Origin of the sequence: Nocardiopsis sp. B62 (assembly GCF_018070675.1) — a bacterium.
Taxonomy (GTDB): domain Bacteria; phylum Actinomycetota; class Actinomycetes; order Streptosporangiales; family Streptosporangiaceae; genus Nocardiopsis; species Nocardiopsis prasina.
Genome location: NZ_JAGPXK010000020.1, coordinates 48626 through 66783, shown reverse-complemented (window position 1 = coordinate 66783; position 18158 = coordinate 48626). Strand labels below are relative to the sequence as shown.

At 64.6% G+C, this 18158-nt stretch carries 20 protein-coding genes and 1 tRNA gene; 5 read left to right on the top strand and 16 right to left on the bottom strand.

Features of this window, described 5'->3' with window-relative positions; all coding sequences use genetic code 11:
• Positions 1-14: 14 nt before the first annotated feature.
• Positions 15-467, bottom strand: a complete 453-nt coding sequence (locus KBX21_RS19690; protein ID WP_049579534.1) for a GatB/YqeY domain-containing protein — start codon at positions 465-467, stop codon at positions 15-17.
• Positions 468-564: 97 nt separating this feature from the next.
• On the opposite strand from KBX21_RS19690, the gene KBX21_RS19685 reads away from it, so the two are divergent.
• Together KBX21_RS19685 and KBX21_RS19680 are read left to right on the top strand one after the other, a co-directional pair.
• On the top strand, positions 565-1485 hold the full coding sequence (locus tag KBX21_RS19685; RefSeq protein WP_210842878.1) for a metallophosphoesterase: 921 nt from the start codon (positions 565-567) through the stop codon (positions 1483-1485).
• A 74-nt stretch (positions 1486-1559) separates the two neighbouring features.
• A tRNA-Pro gene (locus KBX21_RS19680) sits at positions 1560-1633 on the top strand.
• A 113-nt stretch (positions 1634-1746) separates the two neighbouring features.
• Here KBX21_RS19680 and KBX21_RS19675 read toward each other — a convergent pair.
• Genes KBX21_RS19675 through KBX21_RS19665 form a run of 3 tightly spaced genes read right to left on the bottom strand, consistent with a single transcriptional unit; the run spans position 1747 to position 4868 of the window.
• Positions 1747-2946 (bottom strand): site-specific integrase, encoded by a 1200-nt coding sequence (locus tag KBX21_RS19675; protein ID WP_210842876.1) that lies wholly within the window; start codon positions 2944-2946, stop codon positions 1747-1749.
• 27 nt (positions 2947-2973) lie between these two features.
• Complete coding sequence (locus KBX21_RS19670; protein ID WP_210842874.1) at positions 2974-3183, bottom strand: AlpA family transcriptional regulator; 210 nt, start codon at positions 3181-3183, stop codon at positions 2974-2976.
• Complete coding sequence (locus tag KBX21_RS19665) at positions 3180-4868, bottom strand: replication initiator (RefSeq protein WP_210842872.1); 1689 nt, start codon at positions 4866-4868, stop codon at positions 3180-3182. The genes KBX21_RS19670 and KBX21_RS19665 overlap by 4 nt, the downstream gene beginning before the upstream one ends.
• 71 nt (positions 4869-4939) lie before the next feature.
• Between KBX21_RS19665 and KBX21_RS19660 the strand changes: the two genes are divergently transcribed.
• Positions 4940-5146: a hypothetical protein gene (locus KBX21_RS19660; RefSeq protein ID WP_210842870.1), complete on the top strand. Its 207-nt coding sequence runs from the start codon at positions 4940-4942 to the stop codon at positions 5144-5146.
• Here the strand turns inward: KBX21_RS19660 and KBX21_RS19655 are convergent.
• The 7 genes from KBX21_RS19655 to KBX21_RS19625 all read right to left on the bottom strand — a co-directional run bounded on the left by KBX21_RS19655 (position 5107) and on the right by KBX21_RS19625 (position 10426).
• Positions 5107-6528, bottom strand: coding sequence for an FtsK/SpoIIIE domain-containing protein (locus KBX21_RS19655; protein ID WP_210842868.1), 1422 nt, complete (start codon positions 6526-6528; stop codon positions 5107-5109). The genes KBX21_RS19660 and KBX21_RS19655 overlap by 40 nt on opposite strands.
• Positions 6528-6779: a hypothetical protein gene (locus tag KBX21_RS19650; RefSeq protein WP_210842866.1), complete on the bottom strand. Its 252-nt coding sequence runs from the start codon at positions 6777-6779 to the stop codon at positions 6528-6530. Before KBX21_RS19650 ends, KBX21_RS19655 begins: the two co-directional genes overlap by 1 nt.
• A 103-nt stretch (positions 6780-6882) precedes the next feature.
• Complete coding sequence (locus tag KBX21_RS19645; protein WP_210842864.1) at positions 6883-7287, bottom strand: plasmid replication, integration and excision activator; 405 nt, start codon at positions 7285-7287, stop codon at positions 6883-6885.
• Between the two features lie 113 nt (positions 7288-7400).
• Complete coding sequence (locus tag KBX21_RS19640; RefSeq protein ID WP_210842862.1) at positions 7401-8141, bottom strand: GntR family transcriptional regulator; 741 nt, start codon at positions 8139-8141, stop codon at positions 7401-7403.
• 210 nt (positions 8142-8351) lie between these two features.
• On the bottom strand, positions 8352-8783 hold the full coding sequence (locus tag KBX21_RS19635; protein ID WP_247666014.1) for a hypothetical protein: 432 nt from the start codon (positions 8781-8783) through the stop codon (positions 8352-8354).
• Positions 8780-9136, bottom strand: coding sequence for a hypothetical protein (locus tag KBX21_RS26710; protein ID WP_247666013.1), 357 nt, complete (start codon positions 9134-9136; stop codon positions 8780-8782). The genes KBX21_RS19635 and KBX21_RS26710 overlap by 4 nt, the downstream gene beginning before the upstream one ends.
• Before the next feature lie 510 nt (positions 9137-9646).
• Positions 9647-10426 carry a GntR family transcriptional regulator gene (locus KBX21_RS19625; protein ID WP_210842859.1) on the bottom strand — a complete coding sequence of 260 codons (780 nt, stop codon included), beginning with the start codon at positions 10424-10426 and terminating at the stop codon, positions 9647-9649.
• A gap of 30 nt (positions 10427-10456) precedes the next feature.
• Here KBX21_RS19625 and KBX21_RS19620 point away from each other — a divergent pair, with 30 nt between their 5' ends.
• A complete protein-coding gene (locus KBX21_RS19620) occupies positions 10457-10912 on the top strand; it encodes an NUDIX hydrolase (RefSeq protein WP_247666012.1) in 456 nt (151 codons plus the stop codon).
• A 7-nt stretch (positions 10913-10919) separates the two neighbouring features.
• Here the strand turns inward: KBX21_RS19620 and KBX21_RS19615 are convergent, their stop codons facing one another.
• The 4 genes from KBX21_RS19615 to KBX21_RS19600 all read right to left on the bottom strand — a co-directional run bounded on the left by KBX21_RS19615 (position 10920) and on the right by KBX21_RS19600 (position 16085).
• The gene (locus KBX21_RS19615) at positions 10920-11549 is read right to left on the bottom strand and encodes a DUF4145 domain-containing protein (RefSeq protein WP_210842855.1); all 630 of its coding nucleotides are present in this window, start codon (positions 11547-11549) and stop codon (positions 10920-10922) included.
• Positions 11550-11800: 251 nt separating this feature from the next.
• A complete protein-coding gene (locus KBX21_RS19610; RefSeq protein WP_210842853.1) occupies positions 11801-13462 on the bottom strand; it encodes an ATP-binding protein in 1662 nt (553 codons plus the stop codon).
• Between the two features lie 2 nt (positions 13463-13464).
• The gene (locus tag KBX21_RS19605) at positions 13465-13935 is read right to left on the bottom strand and encodes a HEPN domain-containing protein (RefSeq protein ID WP_210842851.1); all 471 of its coding nucleotides are present in this window, start codon (positions 13933-13935) and stop codon (positions 13465-13467) included.
• A gap of 920 nt (positions 13936-14855) precedes the next feature.
• The gene (locus KBX21_RS19600; RefSeq protein WP_210842849.1) at positions 14856-16085 is read right to left on the bottom strand and encodes an amidohydrolase; all 1230 of its coding nucleotides are present in this window, start codon (positions 16083-16085) and stop codon (positions 14856-14858) included.
• A 166-nt stretch (positions 16086-16251) separates the two neighbouring features.
• Between KBX21_RS19600 and KBX21_RS19595 the strand changes: the two genes are divergently transcribed.
• Positions 16252-17718: an amidase gene (locus tag KBX21_RS19595; RefSeq protein ID WP_210842847.1), complete on the top strand. Its 1467-nt coding sequence runs from the start codon at positions 16252-16254 to the stop codon at positions 17716-17718.
• On the opposite strand, the gene KBX21_RS19590 is transcribed toward KBX21_RS19595, so the two are convergent.
• The gene (locus KBX21_RS19590; protein ID WP_210842845.1) at positions 17715-18131 is read right to left on the bottom strand and encodes a hypothetical protein; all 417 of its coding nucleotides are present in this window, start codon (positions 18129-18131) and stop codon (positions 17715-17717) included. The two genes, KBX21_RS19595 and KBX21_RS19590, sit on opposite strands and share 4 nt — an antisense overlap.
• Positions 18132-18158: the final 27 nt, after the last annotated feature.

The following is an 18158-nucleotide window of genomic DNA, read 5'->3' as shown; positions in this document are numbered from 1 at the left end:
CGGGGCGGTTCGCCCTAGGCCAGCTGGCGCTTGACCTCGGCGGCCACGCGGGCGCCGTCGGCACGCCCGGCGATCTGGGCGTTGACGATCTTCATGACCTTGCCCATCTCCTTCATCCCGGAGGCGCCGGTCTCGGCGACCGCGGCCGTGACCAGCTGGGAGAGCTCGTCGTCGGTGAGGGGCTTGGGGAGGTAGTCCGACAGGACCTCGCTCTCGGCCCGCTCGTTGGCGGCGGCCTCGGGGCGGTCGCCCTTGTCGAAGGCCTCGGCGGCCTCGCGACGCTTCTTGGCCTCGCGGATGAGGAGCTTGGTGACCTCGTCGTCGCCGAGCGCCCGCTGCGAGGAGCCCGCGGACTCCTCGGTGGCGATGGTGGTGAGCACCATGCGCAGAGTGGCGGTGCGGACCTTGTCCTTCGCCTTCATGGCGGTGGTGAGGTCGGACTTGAGACGGGCTTTGAGTTCGGACATGGCCCGATCCTACGGCCGCCCAGACCACGCCCACCAACGGTTTGCGCGCGGGGCACCCCGCATCTGAGACGATCGGTACTCGACGAAGGAGGGCCGGATGGGCGCCGACAACAGACCACTCCTGCGCCGGATCGGGCGCGCGGCAGCGATCACCGGGGCGGTCGGTGTGGCTGGGCTGGGATACGCCTCGGTCATCGAACGCAACTGGTTCCGGCTGCGCCGCTACGAGCTGCCGCTGCTGCCCCCGGGCAGCCCCCGACTGCGTGTGCTGCACCTGTCCGACGCGCACCTGACGCCCGGGCGGAAGATGCTCATCGACTGGATCCGAGGACTGGAGGCCTACGAGCCCGACCTGGTGATCAACACCGGGGACTCGCTGGCCCACCCCGACGCGGTGGGGCCGTTCATCGACGCCCTGGGACCGCTCCTGGACCGTCCGGGCGCCTTCGTGTACGGGTCCAACGACCTGTTCTCGCCGCAGTTGAAGAACCCGGCGCGCTACCTGTGGCGGACCAGCAAGACGGACTACCGCAAGCGCCGGGTGCCGGACCTGCCCTGGCGTGAGCTGGGCGCGTCGATGTCGGCCTCGGGCTGGCTGGACCTGAACAACCACAAGGGCTCGCTGAAGGCCAACGGGCTCGACGTGGCCCTGGCCGGGGTGCACGACTCGCACATCAAGCTGGACCGCTACGACGACGTCGCCGGTCCGGCCGACCCGTTGGCCGACATCAGGCTGGGTGTGCTGCACTCGCCCGAGCCCTCCAACCTGGACCGCTTCGAGGCCGACGGGTACCAGCTTCTGCTCGCCGGGCACACGCACGGCGGCCAGCTGTGCCTGCCGTTCTACGGGACGCTGGTCACCAACTGCGGTATCGACCGCAGGCGCGCGTGGGGCCTCAACGAGTACGGCGACGCGTGGCTGCACGTCTCCGGCGGCCTGGGCACGTCCCCGTACGCGCCGGTGCGGTTCTGCTGCCGCCCGGAGGCCTCACTCATGGACCTGGTCGCCCGCCCCTGACCAGCGGGTCCGCCTCCACCCGAATCGAATTACCCAAGCACTCCCCGAGTCCGCTAGACTTGGGGACGTTGCTTCGGGGTGTAGCGCAGCTTGGCAGCGCGCTTCGTTCGGGACGAAGAGGTCGTGGGTTCAAATCCCGCCACCCCGACAAAGGAACGGGTGTCCACGCAGGTGGGCACCCGTTCTTCGTTTTCTGGGCATGGAGCCGTCAGAGCCGCAGTGCACATTCATTGCACACGGCGGAGGTCGTGTCCCTGTCTCTCAGGCAGCGAGCACCCGCAGCCGAGCCGCGTCCATCGCTTCGGCCACCTCGTCCAGTCGGTCGGGGAACAGGTGCCCGTACCGGTCAAGGGTCATCGTGGCAGTGGCGTGCCCGAGCATCGCTTGCACCACCTTCACATCAGCGCCGGCCGCGATGGCGAGTGACGCGGCCGTGTGCCGGAGCTTGTGCGGAGTCAGACCCATCCCGTCGAGCCCAGCGGCCTTGAGCGCTTTGCCGAACTCCCGGTTGCGCCAGTTGCGGAGCCGCACCTCACTCCCCCGCTTGGTGGTGAACACCAGCGCCGAGTCCGGCCGCCCCTGCACGAGCGGAAGCAGCTCGGCGACGAGGGACCTGGGAACGGGCACGGTCCGACTCTTGCCCGTCTTGGGCGACTGCTCGACAAGCTTGCCCTCCACCTCGGCGAAGGCCGTCACGATCCGGATGCGCCGTGTCTCCAGATCCACCCTGCCGACCCGCAGCGCGGCGGCTTCGTTGAAGCGCAGGCCCGTGTAGGCGAGAAGCAGGATGAGGGGCCGGTTGATGTTCGCGGCGGCGGCGATCTGCCCGTACTTGGTGCGTAGAGATCCGGCCGCGTCCGCCAACGCCTCCACCTGGAGGTGATCGAGGTAGACGTGTTCGGCCTCACTCGGCTTCGGAAGCGGCACCCCGCGTGCGGGATTGGCGGGCAGGCGACGCGGCACACACCATTCCAGGACCATGGAGAGGACACCGTAGGCGTGCCTGGTCTGTGAGGCACCCAGGTTGGCCCCGCCCTCGTCCCGCGGCTTCTGGAGGTCGGCCACCCACACGGCGACGTCCTCGGAATACACCGCCGAGATCGGAAGCTCTCCCCAGCGAGGCAGCACGTGGGCGTCCAGAAGGCCCCGATACTTCCACCAGGTCGACCGCTTGATGTCGGTGCGCGTGCTCAGCCACTTCTCAGCCATCTCGGTCACGGTGACCTTGGCGTCGTGGGGGTTGCGGTAGGAGCCTTCATGAAGGCTGTTCTCGATCTCGGTCTGCTTCTTCTCCGCGTCCGGCTTCTTCTTGAACGTGCCGCCGCTCTTGATCCGGCCAGAAGGGTCGTAATAGCGGACCATCCAGCGCGCGGGAGGTGTGCGCTTGGTCACTTTGGCCTTCTTCGCCGCCTCCACGTACGCCTTGTCCTTGGTGCGGTCGTAGACCCACGCGCGAGCCATAGGGGGTGTTCCTCTCGGGGGTTGGGGTTACTGGGATCGGACCCAGGCATAGACCTCTGCGGGCACGTAGCGGACGTACCGGCCGACTCGGTGGGAGGGAGGCCCGTCGCCCTTGTAGCGCCACTCATAGAGGGTTTTCGGCGGTACACGGAGGTAGGCGGCGGCATCCTTGACCGACCACAGGACGTCGGCCCGACGCTGTTCGGGAACGTCCACACGGGCCGTCGCTGCGCTCATGCCACCCTCGTCTCTGGAGTTGCCGAAAGATCGTTCTGCCGAGCCGCGTCGAGTTGGGAACGGCGTTTGAGTGCTTCACCGACAGCCCGGAGCAGGCGTTGTTCGCGGGGAGCAACGTCCGGGTCAGTGGGCTGCGCCAGTTCCCAGGCGTAGTCACCGGAGTTGGCCGAGGTCAGCACCGGAGGCCGGGGGTTGTCCTCGTCGCCCTGGTCCTCGCCTGTGGGGTCGACTCCGAGGGCGTCCAGGACCCAGGTCAGGCGGTCGGCCTTGTGATCGGCGAGGGTCTTGCCGGACCACTTCCGAGAGACCAGGACACGACGACCCGCGTAACCCAGGTGTTCGCGACGGTGTGCCTTGGACCGGCAGAACCCAGGACGCATCCCCGCTTTGGCGTTCTCGGGCTGGATTCCGTAGCGAAGCCAGTTAGAGCACCGAGGCGAGCACGGTTCGAAGCGGAGCGCGTCCAGGAGTCGGTCCACGTGCTGTTCCTGGCGTGCCGTCTCGGCGGCATGGCAGTCGGCGATGTCCTTGGTCAGGTACTTCGCCAGGTAGCGCACACACCGGTCAGCATCCGCCGAGCCCGCGACCACGCCCTTGGCGTCCACCTGCCGGCCGAACCGGACCACGTGATGAGGTTCCGCGTCAGGATCGTCATCGAGGTCGTCCAGCGCCTCATCCCAGGTGGGCAGGACTTCGCCTGTCGACGGGTCGACAAAGACACCTGTCTTCTCGTCCCAGACCGGAAGGTGATCGCCCTCGAACACGACCTGATCAGCCGAAGGCCACCACACCTGGTGATACGTCGCCGCCGCGATCTGCCGCAGCTCGGTACGCGGAATCGTGCCCCGCGTGGCCATGTGCAGGTGCGGAGCCAGACGCCGTTGCGGTTCCACGGCCGCGAAGTACTGCACGTCGAACCCGGCCACCCGGCGCAGGTTCTGCACGAACCGGTCGACCAGCTTGGAGAAGTGCAGCGCGTCCCGAGCCGCACGCCGGTAGTCATACGTCGAGAAGTCGACCGGAGTGCCGTCCGAACGCACCCGCCCGTACGAGTCGAGTGTGAGCGTGATGAACAGGGAAGGCCGGAACACCTTGCCCGAGGCAGAGTCGGTGAACGCCCGCCCGACCGTCTTGCGGGTCATGGGCCGCTTGGGAAGGTCCGGGACGTCCTGACGCCGTTTGGTCGAGCGCACCCGACGTGCCCCCGACGAGGAGGAGTCGGCCGAGCGGGTCACCGATCCCCGCAGCCCCGAAGCGGTGATCTCCTCATCCAGGTCAGCGATCACCGCGTCCAGCCGCGCCAGATCCTCAGCCGACGCCGCGCCCGTGGAGGCGAGGCGATCCCTCTCGGCCGTCACCATGGCGCGCTGTTCCACCCAACCCCGTTGTTCCTCGGAGGGCGGGTCAGGCTGCACCACGGGTTCTTCCGTCAGGTGCCAGCCCTCTTCACACTGAGTCCGCCGAAGCGACCTCTTCCGCTTGGCACAGGCCGGACAGCGGGATTCCAGCGTGGACCCGCACGGGACGTCGATCACCTCGGTGGCACCAGTGGTGATGTTCGTACGTCGAAGGGACACCGGACGGATACACACCCCATGGTCAGCAGCGACCTGTTCGGCCACCTCACGGGCCAGAGGTTGCGCCAGCCGCTCAGCCCGTGTCGACTTACCGGTAGGAGTCGGCATCAGCCCACCCCCACAACCACACAGCGGGAGTCCCCCACCGCATGCAACCCAAGCGACCCAGACTGCGGTACTTGCTCTTCGCCCTCGTCGGTCTCGGATGGCACGTCGCCATGTTCGTGATCGATCCCAGCTTCACCAGCCGCACGCTGACGTTGGCGATGCACCTCCCCCTTTGGCTGTGCATGCTGATAATCGCCATTGTGATCTACCGGTTGGACCTGGCCCAGTACCGCGCGCATCAGGCAGCCTCCCCGTCCGAGGACGAATCCGCGCCGTAGACATCGGTCATGGCCGTGATGTCGGTGTCGGAGACGTAGGCGGCGCGTACCCGTACCGGGGCCGGTGAGGTCTCCATCCGCACGAAGCCCACCCCGGGAAGCGTCGGGTCGATCAGGTGCGCGTTCGCACCCCGGTCCCGGGCACCCTCGCCAAGGATCATGTCGACCTGGGACGCCTCGTCCAGACGAAGCGCGACCTTGTCCGGAAAAAGGTTCCGAAGGTTCATCACCTCCTTGCGCGGGTCCTGCAAAGCGGCCAGGACAGCGAAACCGACCGAACGCCCCTGTGAGGTCAGGGTGGCAATGGCGTTCTCGGAGCGCTTCCGAATGTCCCGGTCAGGGTGGTAGGCGGTCAGAAACGCCACCTCATCGAGCACCACCAGGACGAACGGGTCTTCCGTAGTGGGGGTGTGCGAGCGCCGCTTGCCCGCGTAGCGCCGGGCCCGATCCTGCATCTGGGACACGGCCAGTTCCAGCACCGCCACCGCGGATTCACCGTCATCGGCATAGTGCGCGAACAGGTCACGCCCGTAGGCGAGTTCCATGCGCTTGGGGTCGATCGCCCACACCTGCGCCGTCCCGTCCGCGATGGTGAGGAGCATCGCCCGGATGGCCGACCAGATCACCGAACCCTTCCCCGACCCGGTCACCCCGGCCACCAGGACGTGCGTGCCGTGCAGCCGCAGCCGCCACGGAGAACCGTCTTCCCTCTGGCCCACGTGGAGCGCGTCCAGTTCCGGGACGTCAGGGACCGGAAGGGCTTCGAGGGGATCGGCCAGGGTGTCGAGCCGGGGGAACTCCAGGGTGATGTCCCTCGGCCCGTTCACGATGACCCGGCAGGACGGGGCGCCGAATCCGTGGGCGAGTTCGGCCACCCGCGTTTCGAAATCAGCCGGAGACGTCCCGGCGACGAGGGAGACCCGGACCCGGTCGGCCCATTCCGAGCAGACCACACGCCGGATGCGGGGGAGGTAGCGGCGTTCCTGGTAGGACTCGGCCAGCCCGGAGATCACCAGCACCGGTTGCCAGTGGCGGCGGTACACGAACACGTGCCGCCACCAGGCCAGCATGCGCAGGGTGACCCAGGTCCGGTAGGAGTCGGGCCAGGTACGCCACCACGCCAGGGAGGAGACCGCAGCCGCTCCCCACAGTCCGGCCAGGCCGGGCCAGTCCAGCCACCACCAGGCGGCGAAGGACACCGCGAAGCAGGCGACCATGACGGGGAAGCGGAACGGCAGGCACACCAGGAACCGGGTCAGCCGCCAGATCCAGGAGCCAAGGACCACGATTCCCGGCGTCTCCACGATCGGGGTCGTCCACCGCACCCCCTGAGCCGGAGTCGGCAGCGTCGGAGGGGTGTGAGCAGCACCGATCTTCGCCATCACAGCTCACCACCCATCGCGTCTTCGATCCGCGCCAGGATCCGGTCACGGTCAGCGCGAGCACGGGCAGCGGCCTTGACCGCGTCCGGGTTGTCGTCCCGGTCCGCGAGCGTGGCGAACACACGGGCCTTGAAGTCGAAGAACTCAGCGCGCTCGGCATCCGTAGCGGGCCGGGAGTCGACCGCGTCCAGGAACAGCCGAACCAACTGCGGACCGGTCAGAGTGGACAGGTCGGTGGGGTAATCGGACATACTGAAGACACCTCTTCACGAAGCTTTCGCAGGTAACGGGAGGGGTTCAGGGGCGGCTAGGTGTTGGAGCACCAGGCCGCCCCGCTTACGTGTCAGGAGGCGGTCAGGCCGCTTCCTTGGCCGGAGCACGACGACCACCAGCACCGCCGGGAGCCTTCACACCCCGAGCCCGCAGCGAGTACGCCACCCGGGGACGACGCCCGTTGTCGTCGACGTAGGGCATGACCGCCATCGCTTCGAACTCGATCGGCCGGAACGGCAGCCCGGGAACCTCGTCGGGCAGGGTCGGGCACACGTTCGCGGCGACCTTGACCTTCACCGACTTGGCCTTGCCCCGCGCTTCGGGGTCGGCGTCGATCACGTCCACCGCCCACAGTGGGAGCCCGGTGTCCTTGTCCATCTGCGGACGCTTGGTCTCGAAGTCCGTGATCGCCTCCACGCCCAACGCGAACGCACCGTGCGGGAACACCGTCCCGAACGCGACCGGCAACGCACCCTGAATAGCCATCGATCAGCCTTCCGCTTGATAATCACTCAACCACTCGTCCGGTCGAGTTGAGTTCAGGGTAACCGGCCACACTTGATCAGACAAGCAGATAAGTGGCCGGTGTTCGCCCGTGCCTACCCCGCCGGGTAGGAGTCCTCCAGTTCGTGCAGGTCACCGGGAAGGACCACCTCGGCGACCGCGATCACTTTCTCCGAGGCGTCCAGTATCCGCGCGGTGATGCCGAGCACGGGAGTTCCCTCGTCCAGGCCCAAGCGCTCGGCCTCCTCGTCCGTCGCCAGCCGCGCGCACAGCCGCTCGGAGACCCGGGAGGGCCGCACCTGCTTGACCATCTGCACGTGTTCACGCGCGCCGATGCTGATCGGCTGTTCGTCGCCCAGGTCGGTGCCGTCCGCGACGTCGAGGGGGAACCACAGGGTGACCAGCTCACTGAGTTGGCCGTCATCCAGGACCAGGCGTTGACGCATGATCGCCGGGGACCCCTCGGGAACACCGACGGCCTCAGCCACGGCAGCGGGAACGGGAGTGCGGCCCGCCTTGAGAATGCGGTTGCTCCTGGCCTCCTCGGAGGCGTCGAAGGCACTGGCGCCGGCATGGGATCGCTCGGAGGTCTGCTGCGGAACGCCCCTCACGAACGAGCCGCGCCCGTGTTCGCGCTCGATCCACCCCTGCATGCTCAGGATCTGCAAGGCCCGCACCACCGTGGAGCGGCCGGCCCCGAACTCGCGGACCATACGGGATTCCGAGGGGAGCATCTCCCCCACGGGATAGGTCCCGTCTTCGATGCGCTCTTGGATCGCCCGCACGATCTGTACGTACTTGGGCGGAGCGAACTCCAAACTCGACATGATGTCCACCTGGTGACTCTAGTACTCGTATGGTCGAGTAGCTTACTTGCGTGGTCCGGCCCTGTCAGCAGGTGGGGGCACATTTGAGCCCCGACCCGTGATCAGGGAGCACGGCGGGAAGCACGCCACACAGGCGCGCACATCACCGTGTGAAAAGGAACGAGACCCGCGTGCCCTGCCCCCGTGATCTCGGAGAGACGGCAGGGCACGCGGGAGTTCTCAGAAGGGCCGCCAGTGCACGGCGCGTTCGACGGTGTAGACCCGCAGATTGTCCACCGTCGCCCCGCACATCGCCCGGCGTTCGACTTCCACCAGAGCAGCGGCGACCAGGGCCACGTCACGCCGAGCCGCCTCATCCGTCGAGGACAGCACCGGAGGCACGATGCGCCGGACATGGTTGCACTCGGCCCCGTCGACCCCGTGACACAACCCGACCACATAGGACATCAGCAGCCGTCGCCGCGTCACGGTTTCGGGCAGCACACACCGATGCCGCTGGACCAAAGACGTCCCGTCCTGTTGCCGGGACAGGGTCTCGTAGGTGATGGACTCCCAGTCCTCACAGGCCACACGCACCCGCACACCCTGAGCACGAGCCCACGCCATCAGGGTTGCGCGGTCGACCACCGTGCCGCATCCGTCACCGTTCATCGCCGCACCGCCCCAACAGCGATGGCCGTGCGCACCAGGTCACGCAACTCGGCCATGTCGTCCAAGGCAGGGGAGGAACGCGCGATCTGCACCAGCAGGTCGATCCCCCGCCGGTCTCGCTCGGCCCGCTGAGTCGAGCGACGACGCTCCACGTGCGCATAGGGACCGCGCACCAGGGAGTAGGAACGGGGATCGTCGCTGTCCATCACGATGGGTTCCGGAGCGGGCCACAGCTCCACTCGCGCGGGAGCGGGCACCCGGAACGACGGAGAGCCGTTGCGGTGGTGCCTGCCGTGTCGGGTCGGTCGTATCAGAGTCACCAGCGCCCGAATCAGGGCGATAAGGTCTCTCACGTCAGCCTGCTTCCATCAGGTTGGCCATGCCCCCGGACGCCTAGCCCGCGTCGCGGGGGTCTGCTGTCTATGAGGCGGAACCGCCGACGAGTCGGGAGCCACCCGACGCAGGAGTCCGCGCCCCGTTTCATCACGAGCCCGTTCCGCTCCCCCGGCATGCCGTACAGAGAGCCATACGGACAGTGGGTTCACGTGCGGTGGAGGAGCGAACCACAACGAGCCGCCGTGAGCGGATCGATTTCCACCCACGACCACGGCAGGACCTGCACCGCTTCGGAGCGGATACGGCGACGGATTCCACGAAGCACGCTCCCAAGGGGACTGGGCCGGCGACACCCGCCGCGATGGCAGGGGCACCGGTCACATCAACGAACCCAAGGCCCAACCTCTATATATGAGCTGAACCCATTCACTCATGCACATGAGTGATGTAGATAAGAGTGACGTACTCCTGTACATGAGTCAACCCTCTGAGTCGAAGACGCGACTCCCAGGGCGCCAGCCAGGCCGTCAGTCCGTCGCCGGGATCCGGTAGTCGAGCACGAACTGATCAGCGGCCATGATGGTGTCGCACACCTCCACGACACGCCCCTCGGCGGTCACGGCGTTGCGGGTCAAGTGGATGACCGGAGAGCCAGGACTGAGCGCGAGCGCACTCGCCTCCTGCTTGGTCGCCAGACGCGCCCGCACGGTCTCGGTGTACTCCTCGAACTCGTGACCGTGCTCTTCCAAGCGGGCGTAGATGCCACCACCGCCGGGGTTCTCCTCGAAGAGTTCGGGGATGTCCCGCGCCACGTCCCACGGCAGGTAGGACGTCGCTTCCTCGGTGGGGGTGCCATCGCTGAAGTAGAGCCGACGCCGAGCAAGCACCTTGTCGCCCTCATCCACGGCCAGGCGCTCGGCGATCTCCGCCGGAGCGGGCACGGGGCCGATGGAAATCACCTGGACCGTGGGCTTCACGCCTGCCTGTTCGGTCTCCGCGATGTACGCGGCCTTGCCCGCACGACGATGGGAGCGACGGAACCGATCCGAGGACTTGCGTCTGACGGGAGGTCTGGACTTCACGAAGGAGCCCTTGCCCTGGTACGTGTCCACCAGGCCCGACGTCCGCAACTGGGCTACCGCCTTGCGGACTGTGCCCGACGAGACGCCGTAGCGCTCCATCAGCGTCGTCTCGCTCGGGATCTCCTCAGCAGGAGCCAGCCGGCCGGCCCGGATCTGCTCTTCGATGTCGTCTGCGATCTGGAGATACCGGGGCTTCGCCGACTTCGCCCCTACAGTGCTCGCCATAGTCCTTCTGTTCCTCCTATGCTCCTGTACATGAGTAACAGCACCGGAGACAAGCCGTCAACGCCGCTGCACTCGGTGTCCGTGGCAGGAGCCGTCATACGCGACGACGGGCGCATGCTGGCGATCCAACGCAGAGACAACGGCACCTGGGAACCACCAGGCGGGGTCCTGGAGTTGGATGAGACCCCCGAAGAAGGTGTTGTCCGTGAGGTCCTGGAGGAGACCGGGATCCACGTCGAGGTGGACCAACTCACGGGCGTCTACAAGAACATGGCCCGCGGAATCGTCGCTCTGGTCTTCCGCTGCAAGCCGTCCGGCGGCGAGGGGAGCCCCACGAGCGAGGCAACCGCCGTCGAGTGGCTCACGCCCGACGAGGTCAAGAAACACATGGGCGAGGTCTACGCTGTTCGCCTTCTAGACGCTCTAGAACCGAACATCCCTCATGTACGAACGCACGACGGAAAGCAACTCTCCTCAAGCCTATAAAGCAATTCTATTTCCCCTTCACCTTTGCTCTACGCGCGCGAAATTCCTCAAACTGCGAGGTGAGAACATAAATGTAGTCAAGCAAGGCTTCAGCAAGCGCCATAGAGTCCGAAGCGATCTCGCGTGTCGTTCGATTTGGACTATAGTGCGCACCATCATTGCCAGCCATTCTCAATTCCTGCGCCCATTCGAACAGCTGATTATTGATTTTTCCTTCATCCCTAAGGGCCTCTAGAGACCTGGCAAGGTTCTTGTTTCGGGCAATACCCTGATCTATACAGACCCCCTCCAACGTCCTCCTCACCATAACCAGCGAAGCCGTAAATGCCTTGTTCCTAAAACAGATCCGAGCCTCTTCAAGCTCTCGCCTGAGATCCACAGGAATTTTCCAACTCAGAACACTCTCCATTGGCGGCCACGTTCTCACAGGCTCATCAAAACCCTGGCCATAATCTTCCTGGACGAGGAGCATCCCACAACCACACCTTATACATTTCACCAAAGAAAGAAGAGAATCATAATAACCCTCCTCCGGTGGATTCTTATAAGAATAACTACCTACCACTTCAGCCAAATTAATTCTCTCACAGGAATAACATTCAGCAACAACTCGAATGTCAGATTTTTTGTCGTCCATTTATGCAGTCCTCCATAAATTGCCGAATTTAACTTTGCTAAATCAAGGGCGCCGACGCGCGCACCGGCCCTGCGTTCCGGCCACTACCGCTCGGGCTGCGGGCTACCGCCCGGTCCCGAGCGCGCGACTACCGTCACGCAACGAATTAAGGCACTAGTCCGGCAAACCTTAATCAAATTTTCTCCAAGCTCCTCCGATTTCATGTAATTCGGCGAACAGGAATAGAACACAAGAGCGTATTCCAGCAAACATCAAGCTTTGCCCATGAGCGTCGAGACTTCATCTGAAATATCCTGCAAATCGACAATTGGAGCCCGTCGGAACTCATCTCGCAATTTCGTTCCCGGCAATTGCCTTTGAGTGCCCGCAGTCCCACTCTTACGAAAACTCCACTTCCCATTCTTAAGATCAAGGATCGCCAAACCTCGCTTCAACCGAACATCAGCATATCCACTTAGATCAAGGATATATACTTCGTATTTGACTCCTGGCCTATGCTGGTCAGACAACGTCGACTGAATCAGATGAGCAAAACGCAGATCGACCAGCTGTCCCAAGATCCCGTAAATCGGATGAGACTTTTGAGAGGTGTTGATACGGAAGTACGTATAACCACTTCCCTTTACCTTTTCCGAAAGGACCTCCAGAGTGGCGAGCAAAACATTAGCGCTGTCCGATGAAACATCTTGCTCAAGATCCCTCTTTTTGCTTCTCGCAGATTGTCCCGCAGCATCGGCGACGTCTTCCCTACCGATCTCCCGCGCCCTCGGTCGGGAGCGTGCTGCCACAATTGAAGACGCAAATAGATTCAAGTAGTCCCGAGGAACTCCACCTGATGCGAGAACTAGCCTACCCAGCGCAGCGCCTTGCGCTATACCTGAAGGTTTCGTCAGACCAGCGGTTGTTGTGTAGCTCGAAAGTACCGACTCAAGAAATTTTTGCGTGGAATCCGGATACTCCAAAGTAACGTCAAGATCGATCTTCGACGCATCGTGTGGGACTTCAATTCCGCTCCTTGAAGAAGGTTCAAATGGTCGGGTCAGACGTTCGATACTAGCGACCTTGATCCAGCCGTTGCAGTCGCGAAGCATTCCGGCCACACAATCCAGGAGATGGGGCTGCAAAGCTTCAGGAAATAGATAAAAGTCATCAATATAAAGGTATAGACGAATTAGATCTTCTCGCAACACAGCACGCAAGGAACGATTCAGGTCAGAAATGACTTCTCCTAGTTCACCTTCCGTCATTTGACTATTTCGCTTCAATTGAGCGACTCTATTATTCAGGTCCTTAAGTCGCACATAGGACTCCCCCTGCGATGAGCCAGAATAATGGACCAGGGAATTTAGAGCGACTTCAGCGACCGCAAGAAAAGCACTAGAAACATTTAGGCGCCGCAAGGTATGGGCATTGATCCAAGCAGTAACATGCCCTTCTTTCTCTGCAATACGCTTGGCTTCAAGCAGAAGTGCTGTCTTACCTACCCCCCTTCTCCCATAAACGAGGTGATGCCTCGAAGCCCCAATAGCAGCAAGGCTCGCCCTAGGGTCTTCCATATATTTCAGGCTGGGAAGTGCGTCTGATGTACGAGATCTTGCTTCTAGTAGTTGAATCAACTGATCCATCTTTGGGCCAGAGAGAGGGCTTAGAGCCTCGGGAGGGATTTCTTTTTCTTCTTCAGTCTTCTCAGGCCTAAAAGTCACAACGAGAGACTGATTTGCAACATCCGAAGCCTCATTCAGCTTCTCCTCAATAGATCCCGCGAGACTTTGTGCATTTACTATTGAATCTTCGTCAACCCATACGACAAACCACTTCTCATCTGGAAATGACCTCTCATCAACTCGAACTACCGAAATGCTCGCTGCTCCAAGCAATTCAGAAATAATAGCATTAAAATCAATGTTTGACATGATCAAATGTATCCGTTCGTCGCAGCAAATGACTCGCAGGTTTGGAGGAACTTGACAGAAGTCACCGCAAGCGCCCGAGCGTCGCCTTCCCATTCAGAATCGTTGATTGGATATATGTCATAATCAGCTTTATTCCGCAGCAATCGAGCATCCGTCAATTCGGTCTCCCATTTCGCCGAATCTGGCAATGAAGTGGGAAGATTCCTAGGGAGGACGCTATGGCGCTCAAAGTCGTCTCCGCCATTTTCAGCAAAAACAACAGCTCTAGCTGCGTGATACATCGCGTAGTAGTGGCGCCCGATCGCAGATCTATACTGAGAACCAAAAAGCAAGTGATCACCCGACCGCAAATGCTCGCCAGCGAGCAATAACCTATCGACAGCGACTCTTTGCATTAGCTGTATAACCGGAAAAGGATACCTTCCTCCATTTGCAGGAAGAGCAGAGATTGCATTTTTCTTACTGGTCGACACGTGCAGCAATACCATATCAAAATGTGATATTTCCGGCATTTCGCTAAGACGCCCTCCTTGAAGCTAGAATCAAACACTATCCTGCGTGGCGCCTAAGCCTCCAGTTGGATCCACGTTTTTCACGGTTTTCTGTCAATCGTCTGTGGCAGTAGCATCAGCAGGCATTGGTTAGGTGGAAGCATCCGAACATCAACCTACCCAAATTGGCCTGGCATTAGCGGCCACCACGAACAAAGCTCTACGCAGATACGCGACCTCGTTGCAGCCCAACGCCATCACCCCCTTCTTCATCCGCCTCTGAAGGGTTCACAGGTCCATGACGCCCTTTTTGTTGCGAAGCTGCGGGCTGCCGCCCGGTCCCGAGCGCACGGCCGTTGGCCACACGCACGCAACGTCTCTCGGACAGGCCCGTACGGCGAGCGGGGCCAAAGCTGCCCGACACCTCCATAGTGACTCAGGACACAGCCCTCTGTCAGGGCATTTGGTCCCAATGGTCGATGACGTGTTCAGGTCCCGGGGCACCCGATGGCGCGACACGGACTGCCTGGGGTGGCCGACCCCGGCGCCATCGGGCACCCCGGACCGAAGATGATGGTTGCCGAAGACCGGGGCTGAGGGAGCATGGTTCAGGCGTGCGAGACAGGCCAGCTCACCCGTAGTGGACGTCCTGTGGCTGGGGCGAGAGCAATGCACATTCAGTGCACATGGCTGCGAGAGGGGCCCGGAAGCGGTGGGAACCGACCGGGACTAACGTCGAGGTCAGGGACGGTTTCCGGGGTCCGTTCACAGTCCATCGCAGGGCCCCGGTACGGGAAGAGGTCGTGGGTTCAAATCCCGCCACCCCGGCAGAGCACGAAGGCCGGTCCCACGGGACCCGCCTTCGTCGTGTCCGGGGTGGGTCCGCCGTCCGGACCCGCCCGTCAGCCTCGTGGATCGGTTCCGAGGTAGGCCAGGATTCCGGTGACGGCGGCCCGGGTTCCGGTGGTGAGCGTCGGTTCCATGACCGGGCCGAAGTGCGGGGAGTGGTTGACCGGGGCCTCCTCGCCCGGGGTCAGGTCGAACCCCCCGAACATCCAGAAGACCGAGGGCACCCCGATGGCCTCCGCCAGGTGGCCGAAGTCCTCGCTGCCCATCACCGGTTCGGAGACGGACACGTTCCCCTCCCCCAGTCCGGCCCTGAGCGCCGCCTCGACGCGTGCGGCCTGGGCCGGGTCGTTGTGGCAGCTCGGGAACGCGTAGATCTCCTCGACCAGCGGCTCCGGAGCTCCCGAGACCGCGGCCTCACCAGAGACGATCCGCCGCACGGCGGAGAGCACCTGGTCGCGGACCTCGGGTTCGAACGTGCGGATGTTCAGGGTGAACTCCGCGCGGTCCGGGATGATGTTCTCCTTCAGGCCCGCGTGGAAGGTCCCCGAGGTGACCACGGCCGGGGTGCGCGGGTCGAGTTCGCGGGAGACGATCGTCTGCAACCGGGCGATCATGTGCGCCCCGAGGACGATCGGGTCGATGGAGGACTGCGGCCGCGAGCCGTGGGACTGCTTGCCGTACACCGTCACCCGCAGGGCGTCGGCCATGGCCATCGCGACCCCGTGGGAGATGTTGACGGTCCCGGTCCGGAGCGGCATGACGTGCTGGCCCAGGACGACCTCGGGCACGGGTGCGCGCTCCCACAGGCCGTCGTCGACCATCGCCCGCGCACCGGCCGCGACCTCCTCTCCGGGTTGGAAGACCAGCACGAGGGTCCCGGACCAGGCTTCCGGGTGGGACACCAGCGCGCGGGCGGCGGTCAGCAGGGACGTGACGTGGGTGTCGTGCCCGCAACCGTGCATGACCGGCACCGTGGTGCCGTCCTCCAGCGTTCCGGTGACCGTGCTGGCGTACTCCAGCCCGGTGTCCTCGGCGATGGGCAGCCCGTCCGTGTCGGCGCGGAAGGCCACCACCGGCCCCTCCCCGTTGCGGATGACACCGACCACGCCGGTGCCTCCGCAACGGAAGTTCCCGATTCCGATGTCGTCCAGTTCGGCCGCGACGAAGTCGGCGGTGGCGTACTCCCGCATGGAGAGTTCGGGGTGGGCGTGCAGGTGCCGGTAGATCCGGTGCGCGCGCCCGGTGTCGAGTCCGGACAGGACGGTGTCGGTCGGGCTGGTCATGCGGAGGCCTTCCTTCGCGATCCGGGGCGGGAGTGAGCCCCCGTGTGGTCGTTTCCCGAAAAACCACGACGAATCCACCGAGGGGAGGTTCCCGAACCCGCGGACCGCACCGGAGACTGGGCGCCACGGAACCGGCGGAGACCGCAGAAGGAGCCAGTGCGCCACCATGAACGAGATCCAGCTGATGTCCGCGACCGCCCTGGTGGCGGCGATCCGCCGCCGCGAGGTCTCCGCCCGGGAGGCGCTCGACGCGCACCTGGAACGGATCGAGGAGGTGAACCCGGCAGTCAACGCCGTGGTCACCCTGGATCCGGAACGGGCCCGGGACGCCGCCGGGGCCGCTGATCAGCGCACCGTGTCCGGAGCCGCGCTTCCTCCGTTGCACGGGCTGCCGATGACCCACAAGGACACCCACGCGGTGGCCGGGATGCGCAGCACCAGCGGCTCCCGGCTCCTCGCCGACCACGTGCCCGCCGAGGACGACGCGATCATCTCCAGGTTGAGGGACGCGGGCGTCGTCTCCACGGGCAAGAGCAACGTCCCGGAGTTCGGCGCGGGTTCGCACACCTTCAACGACGTCTTCGGGACGACCACCAACCCCTACGACCCGGAACTGAGCGCGGGCGGCTCGTCCGGTGGCCTGGCCGCAGCCGTCTCCACCGGGATCCAGCCCCTGGGTGAGGGGTCGGACATGGGTGGGTCGCTGCGCATCCCGGCGTCGTTCTGCGGTGTGGTGGGGCTGCGTCCCTCCCACGGGGTGATCCCGGCGCCGGCCGCGGGCAACGACTGGGCGTGGCTGACCCGCACCGGCCCGATGGCCCGCGAGGTGTCCGACATCGCGCTGTTCATGTCCGCCGTCGCCGGGCCCTCGCCCCGGGTCCAGCCTCCGGCACCGGTCACCGGAGCCGACTTCGCCGGGCCGATGCTCGGGGACCTGCGCGGGGTACGGGTCGCCTGGAGCCCGGACCTCGGACTTGGTCTGCCCGTGGAACCGGAGGTGCTGGAGGTCCTGGAGGGACGGCTGCGTGTCTTCGAGGAGGCGGGGGCCATCGTCGAGGAGGCCGCTCCGGACCTCAGCGGGGCGGACGAGGTCTTCCGCACCACCCGAGCCCTCGACTTCGCCGCCGCTCTGGGGCCCGTGGTGCGCGATCTGCCGGAGTTGGTCAAGCCCGAGGTGGTCTGGAACGTCGAGGCCGGATGGGCGCTGGGCGCACGGGAGATCATCGCCGCGACGGCCGCGCGGACCCGGCTGGCCGCCGCCGTCCGGGCCTTCCACACCCGCTACGACCTCCTGGTCAGCCCCGCCGCCCAGGTGGAGCCCTTCGACGCCCGGCTGCGTTACCCGACCGCGATCAACGGAGTGGAGTCCACGACCTACCTGGACTGGATGCGCTCGGCGTGCGCGCTCTCCGCGACGGGGCTGCCCGTCCTGGCGCTCCCGGCGGGGTTCACCAAGTCCGGGCTCCCGGTGGGCTTCCAGCTCTCCGTGGACCACTACCGGGACGTGGAGCTGCTGCGCTACGCGAAGGCGTTCGAGGACCGCACGCGCTGCGCCGACCGCCGCCCGGAGCTCGGGCCGGGCACGGGGCAGCGCGTGCGACCGGTGACGACGGCATCCGCGGGGTCGCCCTAGTCGCGTCCGTAGTCCTCCAGCCGGTCGACGGCACGTTCGGCGATCGAGATGAGGACCTCCTCGCCGAGGGTGAAGTCGACCCCGCTGGGCTGGTCCTCCCACACCTCCCTGAGGGTGACCTCGACCAGGTACTCCGCGTCCCGGACGTGTACCTGGGCCACGCTGCCCTGTTCCTCACTACCTTCGAGGAAGTGCGTCACGAACGACTCGTCGCCGATCTCGAGAGCACGCGCCTCCTGGACCAGGCGGTAGGCACTGCTGTAGCCCTCGGCCAGGGACTCACGCTTCTCCTCGAAATCGCGCTGGGCTTCCTCGACGCCTCCATTCGGTCCGTCATCGCCCCAGGGGAGGCTGTAGGCGACCCGGAGGGACCCCAAAGTTCCGTTGGCGAACTCCGCGCTCCAGACACACACGGAGTCGATCCTGGTGTGCGACGCGGA